22 protein-coding genes are annotated in these 21,066 nt (G+C 50.1%); all 22 read right to left on the bottom strand.

The window, feature by feature from the left end; translation table 11 throughout:
- Positions 1–3 precede the first annotated feature (3 nt).
- A complete protein-coding gene (mrdA, locus tag H9Q13_RS12875; protein ID WP_191184221.1) occupies positions 4–1,833 on the bottom strand; it encodes a penicillin-binding protein 2 in 1,830 nt (609 codons plus the stop codon).
- A complete protein-coding gene (locus H9Q13_RS12870) occupies positions 1,830–2,354 on the bottom strand; it encodes a hypothetical protein (RefSeq protein WP_191184220.1) in 525 nt (174 codons plus the stop codon). The genes mrdA and H9Q13_RS12870 overlap by 4 nt, the downstream gene beginning before the upstream one ends.
- Positions 2,347–3,210: a rod shape-determining protein MreC gene (mreC, locus tag H9Q13_RS12865; protein ID WP_191184219.1), complete on the bottom strand. Its 864-nt coding sequence runs from the start codon at positions 3,208–3,210 to the stop codon at positions 2,347–2,349. The genes H9Q13_RS12870 and mreC overlap by 8 nt, the downstream gene beginning before the upstream one ends.
- 9 nt (positions 3,211–3,219) lie before the next feature.
- On the bottom strand, positions 3,220–4,245 hold the full coding sequence (locus H9Q13_RS12860) for a rod shape-determining protein (protein ID WP_007652384.1): 1,026 nt from the start codon (positions 4,243–4,245) through the stop codon (positions 3,220–3,222).
- Between the two features lie 392 nt (positions 4,246–4,637).
- The gene (gene purH, locus H9Q13_RS12855; protein WP_191184218.1) at positions 4,638–6,161 is read right to left on the bottom strand and encodes a bifunctional phosphoribosylaminoimidazolecarboxamide formyltransferase/IMP cyclohydrolase; all 1,524 of its coding nucleotides are present in this window, start codon (positions 6,159–6,161) and stop codon (positions 4,638–4,640) included.
- Positions 6,162–6,221: 60 nt separating this feature from the next.
- Positions 6,222–6,836: a phosphoribosylglycinamide formyltransferase gene (gene purN, locus H9Q13_RS12850; RefSeq protein WP_317173903.1), complete on the bottom strand. Its 615-nt coding sequence runs from the start codon at positions 6,834–6,836 to the stop codon at positions 6,222–6,224.
- Positions 6,837–6,917: 81 nt separating this feature from the next.
- On the bottom strand, positions 6,918–8,150 hold the full coding sequence (locus tag H9Q13_RS12845; protein ID WP_191184216.1) for a hypothetical protein: 1,233 nt from the start codon (positions 8,148–8,150) through the stop codon (positions 6,918–6,920).
- A gap of 73 nt (positions 8,151–8,223) precedes the next feature.
- Positions 8,224–8,679, bottom strand: a complete 456-nt coding sequence (locus H9Q13_RS12840; RefSeq protein ID WP_191184215.1) for a DUF1801 domain-containing protein — start codon at positions 8,677–8,679, stop codon at positions 8,224–8,226.
- Between the two features lie 18 nt (positions 8,680–8,697).
- On the bottom strand, positions 8,698–9,471 hold the full coding sequence (locus H9Q13_RS12835; protein WP_191184214.1) for a LytR/AlgR family response regulator transcription factor: 774 nt from the start codon (positions 9,469–9,471) through the stop codon (positions 8,698–8,700).
- Between the two features lie 8 nt (positions 9,472–9,479).
- On the bottom strand, positions 9,480–10,514 hold the full coding sequence (locus H9Q13_RS12830; RefSeq protein ID WP_191184213.1) for a sensor histidine kinase: 1,035 nt from the start codon (positions 10,512–10,514) through the stop codon (positions 9,480–9,482).
- A gap of 57 nt (positions 10,515–10,571) precedes the next feature.
- On the bottom strand, positions 10,572–11,318 hold the full coding sequence (locus H9Q13_RS12825) for a hypothetical protein (RefSeq protein WP_191184212.1): 747 nt from the start codon (positions 11,316–11,318) through the stop codon (positions 10,572–10,574).
- A gap of 262 nt (positions 11,319–11,580) precedes the next feature.
- On the bottom strand, positions 11,581–12,402 hold the full coding sequence (locus H9Q13_RS12820; protein ID WP_191184211.1) for a Cof-type HAD-IIB family hydrolase: 822 nt from the start codon (positions 12,400–12,402) through the stop codon (positions 11,581–11,583).
- 64 nt (positions 12,403–12,466) lie between these two features.
- Positions 12,467–12,976, bottom strand: a complete 510-nt coding sequence (locus H9Q13_RS12815) for a PaaI family thioesterase (RefSeq protein ID WP_224744268.1) — start codon at positions 12,974–12,976, stop codon at positions 12,467–12,469.
- 73 nt (positions 12,977–13,049) lie between these two features.
- Positions 13,050–13,487 (bottom strand): Fur family transcriptional regulator, encoded by a 438-nt coding sequence (locus tag H9Q13_RS12810; protein WP_191184210.1) that lies wholly within the window; start codon positions 13,485–13,487, stop codon positions 13,050–13,052.
- Between the two features lie 189 nt (positions 13,488–13,676).
- Positions 13,677–14,522, bottom strand: coding sequence for a geranylgeranylglycerol-phosphate geranylgeranyltransferase (locus H9Q13_RS12805; protein WP_191184209.1), 846 nt, complete (start codon positions 14,520–14,522; stop codon positions 13,677–13,679).
- A 115-nt stretch (positions 14,523–14,637) separates the two neighbouring features.
- Positions 14,638–14,832: a cold-shock protein gene (locus H9Q13_RS12800; RefSeq protein ID WP_191184208.1), complete on the bottom strand. Its 195-nt coding sequence runs from the start codon at positions 14,830–14,832 to the stop codon at positions 14,638–14,640.
- A gap of 117 nt (positions 14,833–14,949) precedes the next feature.
- Positions 14,950–15,447, bottom strand: coding sequence for a KdsC family phosphatase (locus H9Q13_RS12795; RefSeq protein WP_191184207.1), 498 nt, complete (start codon positions 15,445–15,447; stop codon positions 14,950–14,952).
- 93 nt (positions 15,448–15,540) lie between these two features.
- On the bottom strand, positions 15,541–15,783 hold the full coding sequence (gene iscX, locus H9Q13_RS12790; RefSeq protein WP_191184206.1) for a Fe-S cluster assembly protein IscX: 243 nt from the start codon (positions 15,781–15,783) through the stop codon (positions 15,541–15,543).
- A 68-nt stretch (positions 15,784–15,851) separates the two neighbouring features.
- Positions 15,852–16,181 carry a 2Fe-2S iron-sulfur cluster-binding protein gene (locus H9Q13_RS12785; RefSeq protein WP_191184205.1) on the bottom strand — a complete coding sequence of 110 codons (330 nt, stop codon included), beginning with the start codon at positions 16,179–16,181 and terminating at the stop codon, positions 15,852–15,854.
- Between the two features lie 105 nt (positions 16,182–16,286).
- The gene (locus tag H9Q13_RS12780; RefSeq protein WP_191184204.1) at positions 16,287–17,081 is read right to left on the bottom strand and encodes a Rossmann-like and DUF2520 domain-containing protein; all 795 of its coding nucleotides are present in this window, start codon (positions 17,079–17,081) and stop codon (positions 16,287–16,289) included.
- Positions 17,078–18,295, bottom strand: a complete 1,218-nt coding sequence (locus H9Q13_RS12775) for a glycosyltransferase (RefSeq protein ID WP_191184203.1) — start codon at positions 18,293–18,295, stop codon at positions 17,078–17,080. The genes H9Q13_RS12780 and H9Q13_RS12775 overlap by 4 nt, the downstream gene beginning before the upstream one ends.
- Positions 18,296–18,401: 106 nt before the next feature.
- Complete coding sequence (gene ccsA / locus H9Q13_RS12770) at positions 18,402–20,999, bottom strand: cytochrome c biogenesis protein CcsA (protein ID WP_191184202.1); 2,598 nt, start codon at positions 20,997–20,999, stop codon at positions 18,402–18,404.
- Positions 21,000–21,066: the final 67 nt, after the last annotated feature.

Raw genomic sequence — 21,066 nt, 5'->3', positions numbered from 1 at the left:
ACCTTACTTCGATTTAATGTTCAAATACTCGCGACTCAGTACCCACTTCTCCTGTGCCTTCATTGTAACTGTGTCCGTCAGGAACTTCTCGATCATGAGGCCGGCAATTGGCGCGGCTGACTGGCCTCCCCATTTGCCGTGCTCGACATACACGGCAATCGCGATCTTCGGATTTTCTTTGGGCGCAAAGGCCACGAACACGGCATGGTCAGGTCCCTGCGGGTTCTGGGCCGTTCCGGTCTTTCCGCAAACAACTATACCTACCTTTTCCAGGTTAGCGCGTCGTGCTGTACCGGCCCGCACTACCTCGGCCATACCTTCTATGATGGGTTCATAGTGCTGTGGCTTCACGGAGGTATAGTGGCGCTCCTGATTTTCTTTCAGTGGCTTGCCATTTTCACCAACAGAGCGGATGATGTGCGGCGTTACATAATAGCCTTTGTTGGCGATAATGGCCATGAAATTTGCCATCTGGAGTGGCGTTACGCCCAACTCACCCTGCCCGATACTAAGTGAATAAATGGTAGAGTATTTCCAGCGGTTTTTGCCGTACACGCGATCATACAGGTCCGTAGAAGCAATAATGCCCGTCTTCTCGCCAGGTATATCAATGCCCAGTTTCTGGCCGAAGCCAAAGGTCAGCACCTGCTCACGCCAGTCTTTTAGGCCCAAGGACGTGTCGGTAAAGGTATTCTTGGATTTGCCTTGGTTAATGAGCGCCCGGTAAGCCTGGAAAAACCAAGGGTTACAGGAGTGTTGCACGGCACCATACAGGTCGAGCGGGGAGGGGTGTGGGTGACAGTTTACCAGCGACTTGTTGCAGGCAAACTGCGTTCGCGGATTAATCACGCCTTCTTCCAGCGCAATGAGTGCTTGGGTCAGTTTAAAAATGGAGCCCGGCGGGTTGCGGTCGGCCATGATCGGGCGGTTGAACATGGTCTTGTCCGGGTCCTGCAGCAGTTGCATATAGTTCTTGCCATAGTCCTTACCCGTGAACAGGTTCGGGTCATAGAAAGGAGCCGAGATGTAAGCAAGGATTTCGCCTGTGGCGGGCTCAATAGCCACTACACTCCCTTTGGCACCATCCATCAGGTACTCGCCATAGGCCTGCAACTCCAGGTCAATGGTGCTCACCAGGTTTTGTCCGGCCACGGAAAGGGTATCGTAAGCACCGTCTTTAAACGGTCCTTTGTCAATGCCCCGCACATTCACCATTTTGTACTTGACGCCGCGCTTGCCCATCAGGTACTTCTCGTACTCCATCTCTATACCTGCTTTCCCGATGTAGTCGCCGGGACGGTAGCCATGGTAAGAGGTATCTTCGAGCTGTTTCGGGCTGATCTCGGCAATGTAGCCCAGCGCATGGCCCAGGCTTTTGTGCGGATAACCACGGGCTGTACGGGCATTGATGTAAAAGCCGGGAAAGTCGATGAGGTTGTCCTGGATATGGGCAAAATCCTGGGTGCTCAGCATCTGCAGGAAAATGGAGGGTTTCACCCAGGAATAGGCGCGTGCCTTTTTGAAGCGCTCACGGGCATCTTCCAGCGGAATTTCCAGCATTTGAGCCAGGCGCAGCGTGTCAATGTTACGCGCTTCCTTCGGCACGATCATCAAGTCATAAACCGGTGTGTTTTGTACCAGCAACTCGCCATTCCGGTCGTAGATCAAACCACGGAAAGGATACTGGATGACGGTTTTGATGGCATTCGTTTCGGCAGCCTGCTTGTAGCTGCTGTCCACTACCTGGATGTAAAAAAGGCGCAGTGCGTAGACCACACCCACCACCAGGAATATTGCTTGTATGACGTATTTTCTGTTTTCCAGGTAATTCATCTATTCGCTCTCTTAATGGAGAAGAACAGTAATTGTAAAATAACCATGACCACTCCCGTGAAAAGCACACTCAGCAAAATTTTGGGTATGGCTGAGGACAAGCCCTCCAGGCTGAAGATTTCCAGCAGGAAAACCGCAGTATGGTGCGCCAGAATGAGCGTAAGTGCATAAGCCAGGAACCAACGCCAGCCCATCACGTGTATGTTCACGGAATCATTGGTATCGTAACCATCTCGGGGTGTGAGAAGGTTCAATATCATGGGTCTTAAGTAGGCCAGCAGAACACTGGCGGCAGCGTGTATACCTATCGTGTCGTAGAAAATATCGACAGTAAAGCCCGCCACCAAACCGAAGAAAAGCAGTAGCACCCGGTTCATGTTAATAGGCAGGAACAACAGAAAGGCGATGTAGATAAAGCAGAAACCGGTGCCGAACAGCACAAGGCTGTCCATCAGCAGGATCTGCAGGGCCACAAACAGGACAAATTGAACGATATGTCTGATACCTAGGCTGCTATTCATGGGGTAGTATACCTGCTTCCAGTTCTAATGAATCCTGCTCTACTCGTCTCGGGTTATCGACCACATACACAAAAGACAGCTGCGCAAAATCAACGGCCAGTTTCACCCGGATGGTGTAAAAACTTTTGTCTGCCTCCTTTGCCACAGAGCTGATGGTGCCCACCATAATCCCCTCCGGAAAAACTGTGTTATAGCCGCTGGTCACTACCGTGTCGCCTTTGGCTGGCTTCACATGCAACGGGATGTAGTCGAGCAATGCGGTGCGGTAGTCGCCACCCATCCACTTGATGGTGCCGAAAGTATTGTCTTTTTTGATCTTGGCCGAAATCAGCATTTGGGAATGGAGCAGCGAGGTTACCGTGGCGTAATGCTTTGAAACCGTCTTCACGCGTCCAACGGCTCCGTTTGGCGAAATCACGCCCATACCCGGCTTCACGCCATCCTGGCTACCGGCTGCCAATGTCAGGTAATTGTTGGTGCGCCGCACAGAATTATTGATTACACGGCCCGCATGCAGCATAAAAGGATGTGCCCTGGAGGAGTCGGAAGGGGCATAAAAGACAGTGTCCAGTTTGTCGGTACTGTCAGCCTGCGCCTCCAGTTGGTAAAGCATCAACTCCTGGCGCAGGGCGGCATTCTCCCGGGCCAGCGTGCTGTTCACAGACGCCAGCCTGAAGTAGTCGGTTATGCCACTCTGAAACTCAAGTACCTGCCCTACATACGTATTGGCGGAATTGAACACGGCGGCCCCCTGATACGTGTTGTAACGCACGATCAGGAAGATGCACAGCGCCTCCAGCATTACGAATATGAGGAATGCACGGAACCGATAAATAAAAGCAAAAAGATTCCGCATGCGGTACTGTTATGTCAGCAGGACATTTTTGAAGCCTTCCAGATTTTTGATGGCCGCACCTGTGCCGCGTACCACCGCTCTAAGCGGATCTTCGGCAATGTGGATTGGTAATTTGGTTTTGGCAGCCAGGCGCTTGTCGAAACCACGCAGCAAGGCGCCACCACCTGTCAGGTGAATGCCATTGTCGTAAATGTCGGCTGACAGCTCCGGCGGCGCGATCTCCAGCGCCTTTAGCACTGCTTCCTCGATCTTAGAAACCGACTTGTCAAGCGCAATCGCGATCTCCTGGTAAGTTACCTTGATCACCTTCGGTATACCTGTCATCAGGTCACGGCCACGGATCTCGTAGTCAGCCGGAGGGTTCTCCAGTTCAGTCAGAGCAGAGCCAACCTCGATCTTGATTTTCTCAGCTGAGCGCTCCCCGATCAGCAGGTTGTGCTGGCGGCGCATGTAGTCCAGAATGTCTTTGGTGAACACGTCGCCGGCAATGCGGATAGACTGGTCGCACACGATCCCCGAAAGGGCCACTACGGCAATCTCGGTGGTACCGCCCCCAATGTCCACGATCATGGAGCCGATCGGCTGCTCTACGTCGATGCCTATACCGATGGCCGCGGCCATGGGCTCCTGGATCATCCACACCTCTTTGGCGCCGGCGTGCTGGGCCGAGTCGCGCACAGCACGTTTCTCTACCTCCGTAATGCCCGAAGGTATGCAGATTACCATGCGGTGCGAGGGCTGGAACAAACGACGGCCCGTGTCGATCATTTTGATCATACCCCGGATCATTTCCTCTGCAGCGTGGAAGTCGGCGATCACACCATCTTTCAGCGGACGGATGGTTTTGATATTTTCGTGGGTTTTCTCGTGCATTTGCATGGCGTTGCGGCCAATGGCTAATACACGGCCCGTGGTGCGATCCACGGCGATGATGGATGGCTCGTCCACCACTATCTTATCGTTATGGATGATCAGGGTATTGGCGGTACCCAAATCAATGGCTATATCGCTGGTAAGAAAGTTAAATAGTCCCATTCTTATTTTATAAAGGCGTATGGCCGCCTCGTTATATTTTTAATATACAATATTTCTTGTCGAAAACTAGCGGCAAAATTAGTGATTTTCAGCGGAATTAATAATGATGTAACAGAAGTGGTGTAAGTTTTAATTTTTTAGAAGACATTTTACATGCAATTTCCAGGCATTGCCTTTGATAACGCATTGCCATACCCAAAAATTGGATGCGATGCCGGAACACACCTTCTGGTGCCCCGCTAGTAAAACAAGGCTTGTATCTCCCTTGACTCGGGTCCTATTACTGAGATAACGTGAAGGTACAGGGATGAAACCAACTTATAGGTAGAGCAGCCAGGTATAAAAAAAGCCCCATCCGTAAAGAGTGGGGCTTTCTGCAACAGGGCTATACCTTAGTGCTTGAAGTGGCGCACACCGGTCATCACCATGGCCATGTGATGGGCGTCACAGTAATCGATGGAGTCCTGGTCTTTGATAGAACCGCCTGGCTGCACTACCGCTTTTATACCTGCCAGATCGGCGATCTCCACGCAATCCGGGAAAGGGAAGAAGGCGTCGGAGGCCATGACGGTGTTACTGATATCGAAACCGAAGCTCTTGGCTTTTTCGATGGCCTGGCGCAGGGCGTCCACACGGGAAGTCTGGCCCACACCGCTCGAAATCATCATTTTGTCGGTAGCCAGCACGATGGTGTTGGACTTAGTGTGCTTGCAAACCTTGGCTGCAAATACCAGTGCCTTTTTCTCTTCGGCAGAAGGTTCGCGCTTGGTGGCCGTTTTGAAGTCGGCTTCTGTCTCGGTCTTCAGATCTTTGTCCTGCTCGATCACGCCGTTCAGCAAAGTCTTAAACTGCTTGGTTGGCAGCTCAACAGGTTTCTGCTTGAGTAATATGCGGTTTTTCTTGGTGCGCAATAACTCCAATGCGTCAGCATCAAAATCAGGGGCGATCAGTACTTCGAAGAACAGCTTGTTCAGCTCTTCTGCAGCGCCCCTGTCAATGGTGCGGTTCGCGATGATCACACCGCCAAAAGCTGAAACCGGGTCAGTAGAAAGGGCGGACAGGTAAGCCTCTTTGATGGTGTCACCGGTGGCGCAACCGCAGGCGTTCGTATGCTTCAGGATAGCCACGGCTGGCTCCTCGAACTCAGCGCCCAGTGCCACAGCGGCGTCCACGTCCACCAGGTTATTGTACGATAACTGTTTGCCGTTGAGCTGCTCAAACAGGTCATCCAGCTTACCATAGAAGGTGCCCTGTTGGTGCGGGTTCTCACCGTAGCGCAGCGGTGTGGCCTCCCGCACGCTCTGCTTGAACACGTTGATATCCTGCTCTTTGCTCAGGTAGTTGAAGATGTGCGTATCGTAGTTCGAAGAAATATCAAAGGCCTTGGCTGCGAAGCGCTTGCGGTCAGCCAACTCCGTCGCGCCGTCTTTTTCTGTCAGCAAATCCACCACCTCGTCGTACTGCTCACGTGATGACACGATCAACACATCCTGGAAATTCTTGGCTGCCGCCCTGATCAGCGAGATGCCGCCAATGTCAATCTTCTCGATTACATCCGCTTCTGATGCGCCCGATGCCACGGTTTCCTCAAATGGGTATAGGTCTACTACCACCAGGTCAATCGGTGGGATCTCGTACTGCTCGCGTTCCGCCAGATCGCTCTCGTTGGCGCGGCGGTGCAAAATGCCGCCGAATACTTTCGGGTGCAGGGTTTTTACACGACCACCGAAGATAGAGGGATAGGCGGTGAGGTCTTCTACGGCCATTACATCAGCGCCCTGCTCTTCCAGGAAGGCTTGGGTACCACCAGTAGAATAGATGGTGACGTTGTGTTGCTTCAAAAGCTCAACCAATGGCTCGAGGCGGTCTTTGTAGTAAACCGAAATAAGTGCGGATTTGATTTTGACAGATTGCATAGGGTATGGGCTATATAATGTGCTAATTTTTAGTTTTCAAATGTGCTCAAAAAACTGCTTTTAAGGCAGTTGAAGTAGCAGTTTCTCCACTACCTCTGGCAGGTATTTGTGCTCGAGCTGCAACACGCGGGCAGCCAGATCCTCAGGGGTGTCGTCAGGGTGTACGGGGCAGCGCTCCTGCAGCACAAATTCCCCTTTGTCGTACTCTTCGTTGACTCGGTGGATGGTAATACCTGATTCCTTATCGCCGGCCGACACAACCGCTGTGTGCACATTGAGTCCGTGCATGCCTTTGCCGCCGTACTGGGGCAGAAGGGCAGGGTGGATGTTGATGATGCAGTCCGGGAAAGCCTGCAGGAAGTTTTGCGGTACCAGCCACAGAAAGCCGGCCAGCACGATCAGGTCGGGATTAAACGATTTTACCTGCTCCAGTACTTTGTCGGAGTTGTAGAACTCATCACGGGAAAATAAAAAAGCCGGGACGTGGAAGGTCTCGGCTCTTTGGAGGGCATATGCTTTTGGGTTGTTGGCAAACAGGGCGGCCACACGAATGTCTGGGTGGTGCTCGAAGTACTCCATCAGGCGCTGTGCGTTGCTGCCCGACCCCGAAGCAAAAATGACTATATTCTTTTTAGCTGTTGGTGTCAAAGGTATAGGTATGTATTGCAGCCGCAAATATAACGGGTTTGGCCGTAGAAGCCAGCACCGGTTCAGGTTAAAATTGTCGATTATACCTTACAAGGTCTTATTGTCAAGCTAGGCCACTGCTTCACTTTTTGGTTTTAAAACAAACCTGAAGACAAAATGGGAAAAGAACAGAATGGCGGCAAGCCCTGTGTATTCGTTAAATAAATTGTCGGAGGGGCTCCCGATCGTCTGAAAATAATAAGAGTTGGTTACAACAAGACTAAGGCCTGCCAGAACTGCTACTAATGCAAAATTCCGTGCTAACTCCATCTTGGTTGCCTGCGATATTTTAGTCCGGATCAATCTGTATTCACTTATAAAGTATTTCCCCAGAAAGGGGAATAAAAAAATCAGGGGCAATGCGAATAACCTGGTCTCTCTGGCCTGCGTGGTCAAAAAGACAACGAGGGTATTGATAACCAATACTAAGACAAAAGCTGCTGCATACCGCTTTTCTGTATTTGTAAGCAACTTTCGACTTGCATAGCAATAGAGCAGATAAGCCTGCAAGCCGGTGGCTAACAAGAAGGAGGTAAATGACTCCAAAGTGAATTTCAGGTTCCGGAAGTTTCCGAAGAAGTGAGAAAAGCGGTCCATGAAATCTTGCCTGGAAGCCTCTTCAATGTTGGTTTCCGAAATGAAAACATATAGGAAAGTCGCATAGATGAGGACGGGCAACCCTAACAGTAATATTCGCTTCAGGCAGAAGGAGAGTGGTTTTTCGTAACTTACAACAAGTAAAGCAAAGCCGGGCAAGAGGATCAAACCACTTTCCCGGGCGATGAGGCCAAGGCTGAAAAAACAGACAAACAGCAACCAGTTGCCATAAAGCAGGGCAATAAGGCTGAGGTAGATAAGCAAATACTGTAAAGGCTCGTCATAACTATAGATTGGCGGGAAAAATGAAAACAGGACGCTAAAGCTGGTATAAAATAAAGTCATGCTCCATAGCGCCTCTGCTGCGTTATGGCCTAGCAAAGTGGAGCACCAGTATACAGCAAGCCCGCATAAAAACAGGAAGGAGAAATTTATGACGGTAAAAGAAGTGCCGAGATCGAGAGAGGAAATACTACTAAGCTTCTCAACAAGATAGGTGGTGAGGGGGCGCTTGGCGAAAGCGGGGTGCTCTTTGTGATAGGTTATGGCAATTGTCAGGTACTCATTTGAGATCAATGGCTTCTCGTCACTTAGGGTGGAGGTTCTCAGATTGATCATGCTATTGGAGGACGGCATGATATGGAGGTATAGGCAGGCCAACGTAAATGCCAAACTGATCAGTACCGCTGCTAATAGTTCTTTCATTCGAATCAGCTCGTATCCTATTTTACACTAATGAGGGATTTTACCCGTTTTGTCCTCATCCGGGTAGTTGTACTCATCTTTTAATCTGACTTTCGTATACCTGTACCCACTCTTGCGGTGTCATTTTAGAGGCGAGCTCACCGATCAGCGCCAAAGGCACTTGCTCGGGTTTCTTAAAACGGATACAGCTTTTGCCCATGTCAAGCTTGGTATTGCTGTGCTTGGAGTACTCTTCCTTAAACCAATCCAGCAACTTTTCATCGGCATACATTCCCATATGGTAAACGGCGATGTGGCGCTTTTGCGAGGCGATACTCATAAATGGCAGTGGCTGCTTGGGGTCGCAGTGGTAGCCGGCTGGGTATAAGGTGTGCGGCACCGCGTATCCCAGCATACCGTAACTCATCACTTCTTCAAAACCAGCGGGCAGGTTCTCGCGAATCACGTCTCGTAAGGCAGTCATGATATGCTGGCGCTCTTCGGGCAGCTCTGCCAGGTATAGCTCGGGTGTTGAAGCGGTTGATTGCATGCAAGGTATAGCGATTGGTTATTCTTCGATCCATTGCCTAAAGGCGGCGGTGCTGCTCTGGCTTGTTACAAGGTGCTGTTCGTGATCGGACAACTTTAGCGCGATGGTGTTTTTGGAGTAGCGCTCTATCCGCTCAATATACTTCTTATTCACCAGTTCGCTCCGGTTTATCCTGAAAAAATGGTTCGGGTCTACCATGGATTCGATTTCCTTTAAAGTGGTCTGCGATAGCAGGTGTTTTTTGCCATTTCCGTCAATTGCCATTACCACGCCCTCCTCAGCCACAAAATACAAAATAGCGGCTATCTCCAAAAAATAAGTTCCTCGGCTTGAATTTACGGCAAGCCTGTTTTTGTAAGCTTTGCTTTCGGGTTGAGCAATATGCAGAAGCCGCTGAAGTTTTTCCAACATGGCCTTTTCTGGCGAAGGGGATTTTCCCAGAAGCATGAACTTGTCCCATGCTTTTTGGAACCGTTCGAAGGAGAAGGGCTTCAGCAAATACTCTATACCGTTGGTCTCAAAAGCGTCCATCCAGAACTGGTCGTAAGCCGTCGTGAAGATGATAGGGCAGCTTACATCCACCTGGCTGTAAATCTCAAATGCGCTGCCATCGCGCAGCTGGATGTCTGACAGAATCAGGTCTATACCTTGTTTGCCGTGTAGGTAGTCCGCCGCTTCGGCCACAGTCTCGAACTCCGCCAAAACAGCCACGTCTTCCTCCAAATCACACAGAAAGCGGTTGAGCTTTTTACGGGCGGGGGCTTCGTCTTCTATAATGACTACATTGATCATGCGCAGTGCTAAGGTATAAGGGGTAAGGTAACTTCGAAGTGATTTTGGGTATGCCTAATTTCGACACTTTCTTTTGATAAAAGCGCATACTGTTCTTGTAGATTTTGCAGAGCCCTGCCGCCAGTGGTTTTGCGTTGACGCCGCTCCACCGTATTGTTCGCCACCGTGAGCTTTGAGTTGATATTAATGGCAATGCATACAGGGCTTTGCTCGGTGCCCAGGTTGTGCTCTATGGCGTTCTCGAGGAGCAGCTGCAATGTGAGCGGAGGTATAAGGCCTTCGTGACTTTCATGATTCGAAATATCCAACTGGTAAGCGTCGCCATACTTGTGTGCCATCAACTTGAAATAGCGCCGGGCAAAGTATACCTCTTCTGAAACAGGTACCAGCTTTTTGTCGGAGGTCTGCAACACGTAGCGGTACAGGTCAGCGAAGTCATTCAGGAAGTCGGAAGCGGTTTGGCTGTCTTCCTCAATCAGTTGGTCCAGCACATTCAGGTTGTTGAACAGGAAATGCGGGTTGAGTTGCGATTTTAACTGGGCGATTTTGCTCTCGGCCAGGGCTTGGTTATAGGTGGCCATTTTCTGGTTGTCTTCTTTGTTTCGCCAAAATAAATAGTGTGCCAGGTAAAAGCCACCATAAATGCAGAAGTTCAAAGCATTGGACAAGTTGCTTTTGATAATCAGGTTCTGTGTGAAATTTCGCTCAATCGTGCCAAAGCTCAACGAGATCAGAAAGCCGAATAGGTTGGTGATGACAAGGTATAGAAGCAAGGCAAGAAGAAAGATAACGGTGGTCGATTTGAAACTGAACTCGTGTACCTTGCTGCGACTCTTCTGAATCAGAAGACCCAGGAAAAAGAAGATCAGGCAGGCGCTCAGGAATCCGAAAACCGCGGCTTCAGGTGTGAAGGTATAGAAGTCGATAGCCCGTGTCGCGCCGATTCGTTGCTGAATGGATTGGAGGTAGGCGAACACGAATGTGAAGAGCAAAAAGTATTTGCTCAGGTATAGGTTGCCGATGGTTAGCTTGCTGGCTCGCATGGGTTTCAGGCTTTTAAACAGCGGAGCAACTATCTGAGTAGCTGCTCCGCTGTTATGTTATTTTAATTGTTCAGGCCAGGTATGCGTCACATTGCCTTTGTCATCGAACATCTCGAGTTTTGGGTTATTTTGGCTGTCGATGTAGAACATGGCGCGGGGCATGCCTTTGTCGTCGAACAGGAACAGACCATTGTTCTGGCTTCTGGACTTGCCCAGCATGACACGCGGAGCGCCTCCCACCAAACCCTGCGCCTCGTACTCCTGTAGCTTTTTGCGGGCGGCCGCTTTGTCCGTTTTGCCAAGTTCCTCAATTTCCCGCATTATTTCATGGGTTTTTTGCTGAGACTCACCTGCAGGACGGTCGTTGAACACAAGACTGCTGGCTACATGGCGCTTGTCGCCCTCTTTGTAATCCTGCGTGAGCAGCTGCATGACCTGGTCGCCGTCGTATTGGTCGTAGGTGAGCGAGAGGCCCGAGCTGTGTCCGTTTGTTTTTTTCTGCCCGTCATAAATAAAGCCCCCGCACTCTATGCCATCCTCATTGTAAAACAGCATACCTGAGCGCTTCTTGCGTGTCACGTTGGTCATGCGGTTGTTCACTTTGTCCTTGCCGTTCGGGAACTGGCCGGCATTGGTAATGATCATCTTCACGGTGCCATCGGGCTCCACAATATTAATGCGCTGCACATCGATCGTGTTGAACTTGTAATTGCCCGAGCCTTTAAAGGCCACGCTTGACAAAAAGATAATGCCGAGCACGGTGATGGCGGCGAAGCTTCTCAGAAAGGCTAATTCTTTGTTCATTGTTTTAAGGTTTAGAGTTTTTAAATCTTACTGAATGACTCAAAGGTATAGCCGCCGACCACGGCCAGAAATCGAAAAGCAATGAGCTAAGGAAGTTATCGGATAAGTGCGGGAACCATGGGGATGAAGCGGGAGAAGTTAGGTGGCATCAACCGCTTACGCAACCGACAGATAAAATTTAAAAAGCGAAGCGACCATACCGGGTGATATGGTCGCTTCGAAGGTTTAGCCTTGTGATAAAGCTAAAGGAGTTATCGTTTCGTTACCAGTACTTCTCAATAGCCGCCGCTACGCCGTCTTCTACACTTCTGAGCGTAACCTCGTGGGCCACCGCCTTTACCTCTTCGCGGGCATTGCCTACGGCTATACCCATGCCCACGGCTTGCAGCATGTCGATGTCATTGTAGTTATCGCCAAAGGCCATGACTTCGTGCATGCCTATATCGTAACGCTCTTTCAGCAACAAGTTAAGTGCGGTGGCTTTAGAGATGGCGCGCGGAGCAATTTCGAGGTAGGTGTCTTTGGAGCGATAGGCGTGTACCTGATCGGCAAAGTTGCTCGTCAGCTCATGCTCTAAAGCATCGATTTCATTGGCGGGGCCCATGCACATAACCTTATGCGCCCCCGTCTCTGCCTGAAGCCAGCCTTGGAGTACGCGCTCCAACTCCGTTTGCTCGGGCCTTACCTTTGTGTTGCGTGCTTCGCGCTCGGCCCAGTAATCGAATGCGGGCACATACCAGTTGTCCTGTGCATACAAGCTGACGTGCATGTCGGTGCCTTGCGCAAAATCGTGTATGGTTTGGCAAACCGTGGCGGGAATTTGCACCGAGTCCAAAGGCAAAGCCTCCGTTTTACCATTCTCAAAATAGATGACATAGCCCCCGTTGAAGCAGATAAGTGGATGGTGCAGTATGTTCAGTTCCTGCTGCAGGTGGCGCATGGCGGCAGGCATGCGCGAAGAAGCCAGTATAATAGGAACGTCTTGGTCTAAACTTTTGATTGTATGAATGGTGCGCTGCGATAGCTGACGGTCGCTGTTAAGCAAAGTGCCGTCTATATCGGTGCAGATGGCTCGGAATTTCATGCTGGGTAAAATAGCTGGTAACGGGCTGCAAGTTACAGGTATAGCTCCCAAAAAGCTAATGAAATCAAGAGCTAGGCCGCTTCTTCGCCTTAAGCGACCACGTAAAGCGGAATTCTGCCACTTTATCGCCGCTCTCGTCGGTGCCGATGCTAGTAGCTACCACCGTCACACCCTCGCCCGTGATCTTGGTCTGGTCGGCAGCAGCTTTTATTCGAGCACCGTCCTCGCAGGAAAAGGAAATCCTACCAACCGCTTTTTTCATGAAGTCGGCTTCCATGTGCACCACCAGCATCGACACGGCCGGATCGGACTTATAGGTCTGTGCCATGCAAAGAAGGCCCGTTGAGAGCTCGGCGGCCATGCTCAGGCTGGCAAAGTAAATGGAGTTGAAGGGGTTTTTGTTGAGGTATTTGTAGGATATGGTCACCATGGCCCTCTCCTCCGAAATAGCCGCTACCTTTAAACCAGCGAGATACGCCATAGGCAATTTTGCCAGCATGAAAAGGCGCAACTTACTTGGTGAAGTGGCTAATCGATGGAAGTGCTCGGGAGAACCTAATTTTTTTGAGGGCATGGGCTATACCTGTTAATGCTATACACTTACGGAAATTAATAAACTAGAGGTATTGGCCTTTTGGCGGAGGTGGCTATGCCTGTTGCAGCCTTTGGGCTTTCAAACAGCTTTTGCAGACGCCCTGTGCCGAAAAGCGCAGTTCCTCTACCTGGTAACCGTCCGGCATACGTAGCGGCGGGAGGTGCACCTCGTTGATGCAATAGGTCTGGCTGCAGGCGGTGCAGCTGAAGTGCATGTGATTGTCATGGTGCTGATGCTGGGTACAGGCCTGCTTGCAGATAGCATACTTCACGGCGCCGCTCCCGTCATTGATGCTATGCAGCAAGCCTTTTTTCTCAAACGAGTGGAGTGTTCTGTAAAGCGTGACACGGTCGTACTGTGTGCCCAAGTGTTGCTCAACGGCGGCGTGAGCCAGCGCATGGTTATTTTCCAGAAACAGGTTCAGGACATCGGCGCGGCATTTGGTTTTACGCAGGCCATACGTATGGATGATCTTTTGAAGTTTGTTCATGTAGGTTAGAGGCAGGTATAAATTTTTTTAGCTTGTAAATATACAACTATACATGAATTTACAATGGCTTGTCGGGAGTGATGGCATAACAAAAAAACGATTTGTTGTGCGGCTGCACTCCGACTGCCTATACCTGCCATCGCAAGCCATTCCGATACTTCTTGGGTCGGCCTGTTTTTCGCTTTAACCCTAGTTGATAAGCAGCATGGAGAGTATGCCTGTCAGCATAATAAACTTGCCCAGGTTGCTGAGGTAAGTGAAATCGCGTTTGCGGTCAGCCCTTACGAGTTTAGCTACCAGCCACACTCCAGGCAGCAACACCAGCATGATCATGTACACATCAAATCCAGAGGATGTGACCGGGTGAAAGATTACCACCAGCAGGAAGGCCTGGAAAAGGGCAATAATAGGGTATAGGACATACTTGGTGCGGCGCTGCCCCAGCACAATGGGCAGGGTGCGGCAATCAAAGGACTCGTCTCCGCGCACGTCCTCCATGTCTTTGATAATCTCCCGAATAAGAGAGATCAGAAAAGCGAATACGGCATAGCTGATCGTGATTTTGTTGAGTTTCCGGGCATATACCGCTACTGCCAGCAGCATAGAGGCGGAGAGCAACGCAATGGCCAGGTTGCCGACCAATGCCATCTTTTTGAAACGGGCCGAGTAGCCCCACAGTAGCAATACCGCCCCCAGGTTGATCAGGCCAACCGCCAAAGACAGCCAAAACCCAAGGGCTATACCTACAAAAGAAAGAACCATGTGCGTGAACATGGCAGGTCGCCGGCGGATTGACTTGCCCACCACCACGCGTTCCGGCTTGTTAATGGCGTCTATCTTGACATCGTAGTAGTCGTTGATGATGTAACCGGCTGCCGCTACGCATACGGTGGCGAAAGTGAGCACCAAAAAGCCCGGCTCGGCGATGCGTTCCCATTTCACGCCGATCGTAAGCAAGCTGGACTGCACCAGCGCCTGACTCAGCACGATAAGCAACAGATTCGGAAAACGGACTAGGTATAAAAACTCTTTCAAAGTAGGGAAGGGGTATAGCCGCCGCAAAGTTAAACCCTCTTATGCGCGCCACAAAAGCCAGCGCATAAAAAAACCCCTTTGGGGAAGGGGTTTCTCTAACGGAGCCTGCGCCGTATCAGATTCTCTGAACGTTTACCGCATTAACGCCCTTTTTGCCTTCCTGTGTGTCGAAAACCACACGGTCGTGCTGCTGGATCTGCAGACCATTCAGTCCAGTCACATGCACAAAGAAATCTTCATTTGTTTCGTCTTCTGTGATGAAGCCAAAGCCTTTTGATTCAATAAAAAATTTTACTTTTCCTGTCTTCATAAAAATGAAATAAATAATTTTAAATAAACTGACTGTAAGATTAAAAAATAATTATATATAAGCAAATAATTATTTAAAAGAAACTTGCTATTTGATTTGAGAAAAGTATAATCCCTGCTACCACGTATCCTGTGCCTTCATAATTTTCTCAATCAGCTCACGCACAGCTCCTCTGCCTCCGTTTTTTGTTGAGATAAAGGTGCATATTTCCCTAATATCATCGGCGGCGTCGGCGGGGCAAGCTCTGAGGCCACAGCGTTGCATAACCTCCAGGTCAGGCATGTCGTCGCCCATGTAGGCCACCGTGGCCGGATGGATGCCCTGCATGTAGAGGTAATCCTCGAAAATCTCCACCTTGTCCTCTGCTCCCAGAAAAATATCCTCTATCTCCAGTTCCTCGAGCCTGACGCGCACACCCGGTTCGTTTTTGGCGGAAATGATAGCGACGCGGTAGCCCTGGCGCAAGGCGTGCTTGATGGCGAAGCCGTCTTTGATGTTGAAGGCTCTTACCTTTTCGCCATCGGCAAATACGTAAAGCGAGCCATCCGTTAGTACCCCGTCTACATCGAAGATGAAGGTGTTGATAAGAGTCAGGTCTGGTTGGGTGATTGACATACAGTGAATTAAAAAAGGTCCTCTCATCAGAAAGGACCTTTAAAAATATATATTTAATTTAATATAAAGAACTTTTTGTGGGCCAATATCGCCTTAGTCCTGGTTGTCGCGCCACTCATATACCCAAGCGGCCTGAATCTGCTCTAAGTGGCCTTCGTTGGACTCTTCGCGTTTGCCGGCAAAGTTGGGCAATGAGAGTACCCACTCCAATAGCTCGGTAAAGCGGATGCGGTATATTTTCGATTCGTTGAAATCATTGCCAAACTTCTCGTACAGGGCCATGGCTATGTCCTCATAGTCATTCCAGTGAATTGGCGGTTCATAATTCTTATCCATATGTTTTTCTTTATCAGTTAACGCTTATGATTCAGCAGCGCCATGCTTATGGCATGAACTGCCAGCCACTAATGGCCCAGGAAATCCTGTGGCGGTATGGTCACCACAATGTCCTCGTTGCCCTGCACAACGCACTGGCAACCCAGTCGTGAGTTAATACGCGGGTCAACGGCACGGTCGATGTAGTCTTCTTCTTTGTCAGAGATTTCCGGCAGGTCATCCATACCAGCCTCGATGTATACATGGCAAGTACTGCAGCCACAAACGCCACCGCAGTTATGCTGTAGTTTAATGTCGTTGTTGAGCGCCACATCCAGCACAGACTCTCCCTCTACAGCAGGGAGTATCTGGTCAGGCGAGCCGTCAGCAAACTTAAACGTTATATTTACAATTTTCATGAATATGTCTTTTTACGGTGCAAAGTTATGAAACCCGCCCCCCGAATCAAAACCCAGGCAATTCATACCTTCTCCGGTTAAGAAACAGGTATACGGCAAAAGAGGTTACTCCTCCGTGCTTTTTCCGTTCATGTGCTGTTCCTGTATGCTTTGGGTGAGCAACCGATATACCTGCTGATAGGTTGGGTGCTCTTGTAACATCTGCATATGCTCATCAATCACATTGTGATCATGGCGCACCGCCGGACCTGTCTGTACCTGGAAAGGGTGTTGTTGAAGCGCCTTGGCTATGGTTTCCTGGATGAGGGGCTGAAGCAGCGAGTCAGGGAGCTGGGCATCGTGCAGCAGCGTCCTGCTTATACCTAGCAGGTGGTTGGTAAAGTTGCAGGCAAACACAGCGGCCAGGTGTAACTGTTTTCTCTTGGTGGAGTCAACCAGGTGAACTTCTTTGGTAATGCTGGCTGCTACTGCCTGTAAGGTCTGTAAGGTGTTTTCATCTTCAGTTTCCAAAAGCACAGGTATAGATTTGAAATCGACAGGTTTAGACTTGGAAAACGTCTGTAGTGGATAAAAAACACCTGCCCTCCCGCCTGTTATACTTTGCAAAACAGCCAGCGGTTGAGAGCCGGAGTTATGTGCCACAATTGTTCCCTTGGCGACTTTAATGGTAGAAGCTACAGAAGCTAGTGCGGCATCCGGTATAGCTATCAGGACCAGTTCGGCATCGGTAGCAGTCAGGTCAGGGGATGGGAGCGGTATAGCCGGTGCGAGTTCCTTTGCCAGTGCTTCCCGGTGGCCTGACGTGGGGCTATACACTGCCACGATTTCGTGCCCAGCGCCATAAAGCGCTTTGCCAAGATGCCAGGCTACGTTACCGGCTCCGATAAGAGCGATTTTCATAGGGTTGATTTGTGCTGGGTGATCACTTTCTGATATAGCGCGACAAGTTGTGGGATGATTGTTTTTTTTGAGAACCTAGTCAAGAAATCCTGTCGGATGATAGCTGAGTCATACCTGCCAGCATTTTCAGTCATGTGCTGCATTGCTTCAGCCAATGCCACAGGACTGCCCTTGTCGATTAGTAGGCCGTTCAGCTCATTCACTATAGTCTCTGGTCCTCCGCACTTGGTCGCTATGATGGGCTTGCCGCATGCCAGTGCCTCAATGTAAACAATTCCAAACGATTCGTAATAACTGGGCAGCACAAAAGCGTCGCACTTTTGGTATTCCCACAAAGCAGCCTCCCTACTGAGTTCTCCTAGCCATTCAATTTTTTCTGATATCTCTAATCCCTCGGCTAATTGTCTGTAGTATATCGCTTTTTGGCCAGTTCCGCCGATGCGAAGCCTCACTTTTACCCCTTTGTTCAGTAAAGCTTTGGTGGCATGGAGCAAGTCCTCTATTCCTTTGCCATCGACGAGCCGAGTAAAGGTGAAAAATGTAAAAGTGGAATCGGTTCTGGGCAATGGAGGGGCTGGCTGGAAATAATCCTCATCAATAAAATTCGACACCGTTACGATGTTGCTAATGCCTTGCTGCTCCATCATTTTTTTTTGGAAAGGGCTTACCGCGATGTTAACGGCGGAAGCCATGTAAGGAGACCTGTGAAATGCCGTTAGTAAACCTTGCTTATTGGTAGCGTAGGGGCTTGGGAAGGGTCCCATATGCTCTGTGAGGCAAAACGGAAGGTTGGTTTGCCGAGCAACTTCCAGGGCAATGTTGCCGGCCGGGTGACCTACATGCGCATGGAGCAGCTGCACGGGGCCGAAGTCACGCTCAAAGGCTTTTAGATTTCGAAGGTTTGCCTTTACTATCTTGTCGAAATTGCCTTTGAATAGTTTCCTGCTCCAGGTGAACGCCGGTGTGTGGTACACCTTTAAGTTAGGGGATTTTGTGATGGTATGGCTCTCTTTGGTAGCGGTCAACTTTGGGAGATTCTTTAAATGATCACTTGCCTTCAGTAAAAAGCGATTGTCCATTTGCCCCCATATGCTGACCCCTATATTGATTGCCGTATTCGCCTTGCTGATGGCTTCGTACTGCTCAGCTATCATGATGCCCGTGGTGGGGTGATCTTTTGATGGATACCACGATGGGATAACAAAGACATTCATGGGCTATGCGGCTTGCTTAACGAAGATTATTGGTCACAGCTACTAGATACAAATAAGGCAGGCCTTTCACAAGCCTGCCTTATTTGTTAGTGTTCATTTCAGGCTTTTACGCCACCTGCGCCTTGCGTTTTTCCTTTGCTTTCGGAGTTTTCCCCTCACCAGTATTCCCCTCTTTGTTACGGCGGACAATCGCCATCACAAAGCCAATAGCCATGATGATGGTGCCGATCCAGAGGACATTCACGAAAGGTTTTTCCATCGCTTTTAGGATGATGTAGTCCTTTTGCGTCACGTTCACACCGATCTTGAAGCGATGGTTCTCCGTGTCGATGTTCAGGAAGGTGATGCGTATACCCAAGTCTTCAATCACTTCCGGTACGCGGCCCATCATCTGGTCTTTGATCATGAGCACCGGGTGGGCGTGATAATTCTTGCGCTCACCCATAATTTTCATGGCGGCCTGCACGGCAACGTCGCCTTTGGCCAGCTGCACGCCCGGCACCTGCTCTATTTGCTCGATGCCGTTGAAGATAGCAATGTAGTCGTTGATCACGATGGTGTCACCAGCTGTTACCTCATACTCCTGCAGTTCACCCCAGTCCTTTTCTTCATTCGGGTCTGGTACCGTCGAAACGTGTGTATATAAGTCCTTGCCAGCGAAATGCTTGATGTCAGGAGAGGCTAGCAGACCCATGTTGGGGTTTACCTGTGCTCTTGGGTATAGCACAAAGTTTTCTTTATCGCTCTCGTAGTTCACTTCGTAGTAAGTGTTTTCCGGGGAAACCAGTTCCAGGGTATCGCCTGTCTCGAAGTATACCTGCTCACCTACCTGAATATTGCCACGGGCAATGGCTTTGTACATGTCATCCGTTTGGTAGAGCAACTCCTTGTTCACATAACCCGGCACGCCTTCCACTTCCTGGAACTGACCATGGTAGCTTACCTTAAAGCGATCCATCTGCACGGGCGTGTTGCGCCACAAGAGCACGTTGTCGCGGTTGATCTCATCCGGGAACTCACGTGAGTAGAGCAGACCCGAGTTGTTCTGCGAAATGATGTTGGAGTAGCCTGACGAGAACAAGATACCGATCAGCATAAGTGCTATACCTATGTGGGCCACGGCACCGCCCGACAGGGTTACTTTCTTCTGCAATAAACCAAGGATGATGCTGAAGTTGGCGAATACCGCAAACAGCGATACCACAAACAGTAGAATGTATACCGGATTATCGAGCTTGAACGTGAAGATATCGAACTTGTTGGATAGGATAATCACCAAGCTGGCGAACAGCAGCGTGAGCATAAGCGGCATGGTGATGGCGTCTTTGAAGCTCTTTTTGTTCGCTTTCTTCCACCACAACAACTGGCCTATACCTGTCAGTATGGCGATGGCTACACCACCCCAAAGCTGAAACTTGGTGTAGTGCGCAATCTGGTCAGCAGGCAGGGCGGCGTTGGACTCGATCCCGATAAACCCAAGGAAGGCGTTGTACACAGGTATAGAGGTCGTGACAAGTACCTGAAAAGCAGCCAGGCAAAGCACGGCAGCACCAATAAATACCCAGAACTCAGCACTGTAGGTCGAAAGCTCTTTCTCTGTTGTCGGGATTTTCTTCCAGTTATACACCAGCAGTCCGATGGCGAGTACTACAAAGGCCATCATGTAAGTAAACAGCTGACCAGACAGACCTAAATCGGTGAAAGAGTGCACGGAGGCATTGCCCAGGATACCGCTTCGGGTCAGGAAAGTCGCGTACAGGATCAGGACAAAAGAGGTGATTACCAAGATGAACGAGGCGCGCAGCCCTTGCTTGCTGCGACGGTAGGCAATCATGGTATGGATACCGCCCACCAGCACGAGCCACGGAATGTATACCGCATTTTCCACCGGATCCCAGTTCCAGTAACCGCCGAAGTTCAGCGTCTCATAAGCCCAGTAAGCACCCATCACAATGCCCACACCCAGCGTTACGGCCGCGAAGTGTGACCATGGCAGCGCCGGACGAATCCACTCGCTGAACTTGCCTTTCCAAAGACCGGCAATGGCGAAAGCAAACGGGACAAGCGAAGCGGCGTAGCCTAAGAACAGCGTTGGCGGGTGAATCACCATCCAGTAGTTCTGCAACAGCGGGTTCAAGCCTGTGCCATCAGCTGGCTTAAAGTTCGGGTCCATGGCAAACACAGGGGCGTCGGCCATGAAGTCGCGCATGAGGATGAAAGGGGAGGAACCCAGCTTAAAGTCGCCGATCACCACACCCAGAATCATAGAAGAGATGAAAATCTGCACGAAAGAGAAGATGGCCATCACAGGCGCTTCCCATTGCTTGTTTTTCTTGCCGGCGTTCATCAGCACCACACCCAAGGCCACGTGCCAGAACATCCAGAGCAGGAACGAACCTTCCTGACCTTCCCAGAAACAGGAGATCATGTAGTGCACCGGCAGGTGGTTAGAAGAGTGGCTCCAGGCGTAATAGTACTCGTAGCGGTGCTCGTAAATAATGTTGAAGAGGCTGAAGATAATGGCCACAACCGCTATGGCGTGCACATAAAAAGCGCCACGTGCCAGTTTGCGCCAGCTGGTGTCGCCGCTCTCTTCGGTAGTCTGGCGCGAGGCCATGAAATAGGCATAGGAGGCTACAATGGCCGCTACAAAAGCAACAATCACACTGGCGTGGCCAACGTCTCCAATCAGCGTATTAATCATCTTGATAAGTTAGAAAGTTAGAAAGTTAAAGAGTTAGAAAGTTAACCTATAGGGAGGCCATACTAAC

The sequence above is a fragment of the Pontibacter aquaedesilientis genome (assembly GCF_014773225.1).
GTDB lineage: Bacteria > Bacteroidota > Bacteroidia > Cytophagales > Hymenobacteraceae > Pontibacter > Pontibacter aquaedesilientis.
The sequence above is the reverse complement of the archived record's forward strand: the minus strand, read 5'-3'. Positions and strand labels throughout refer to the sequence as shown.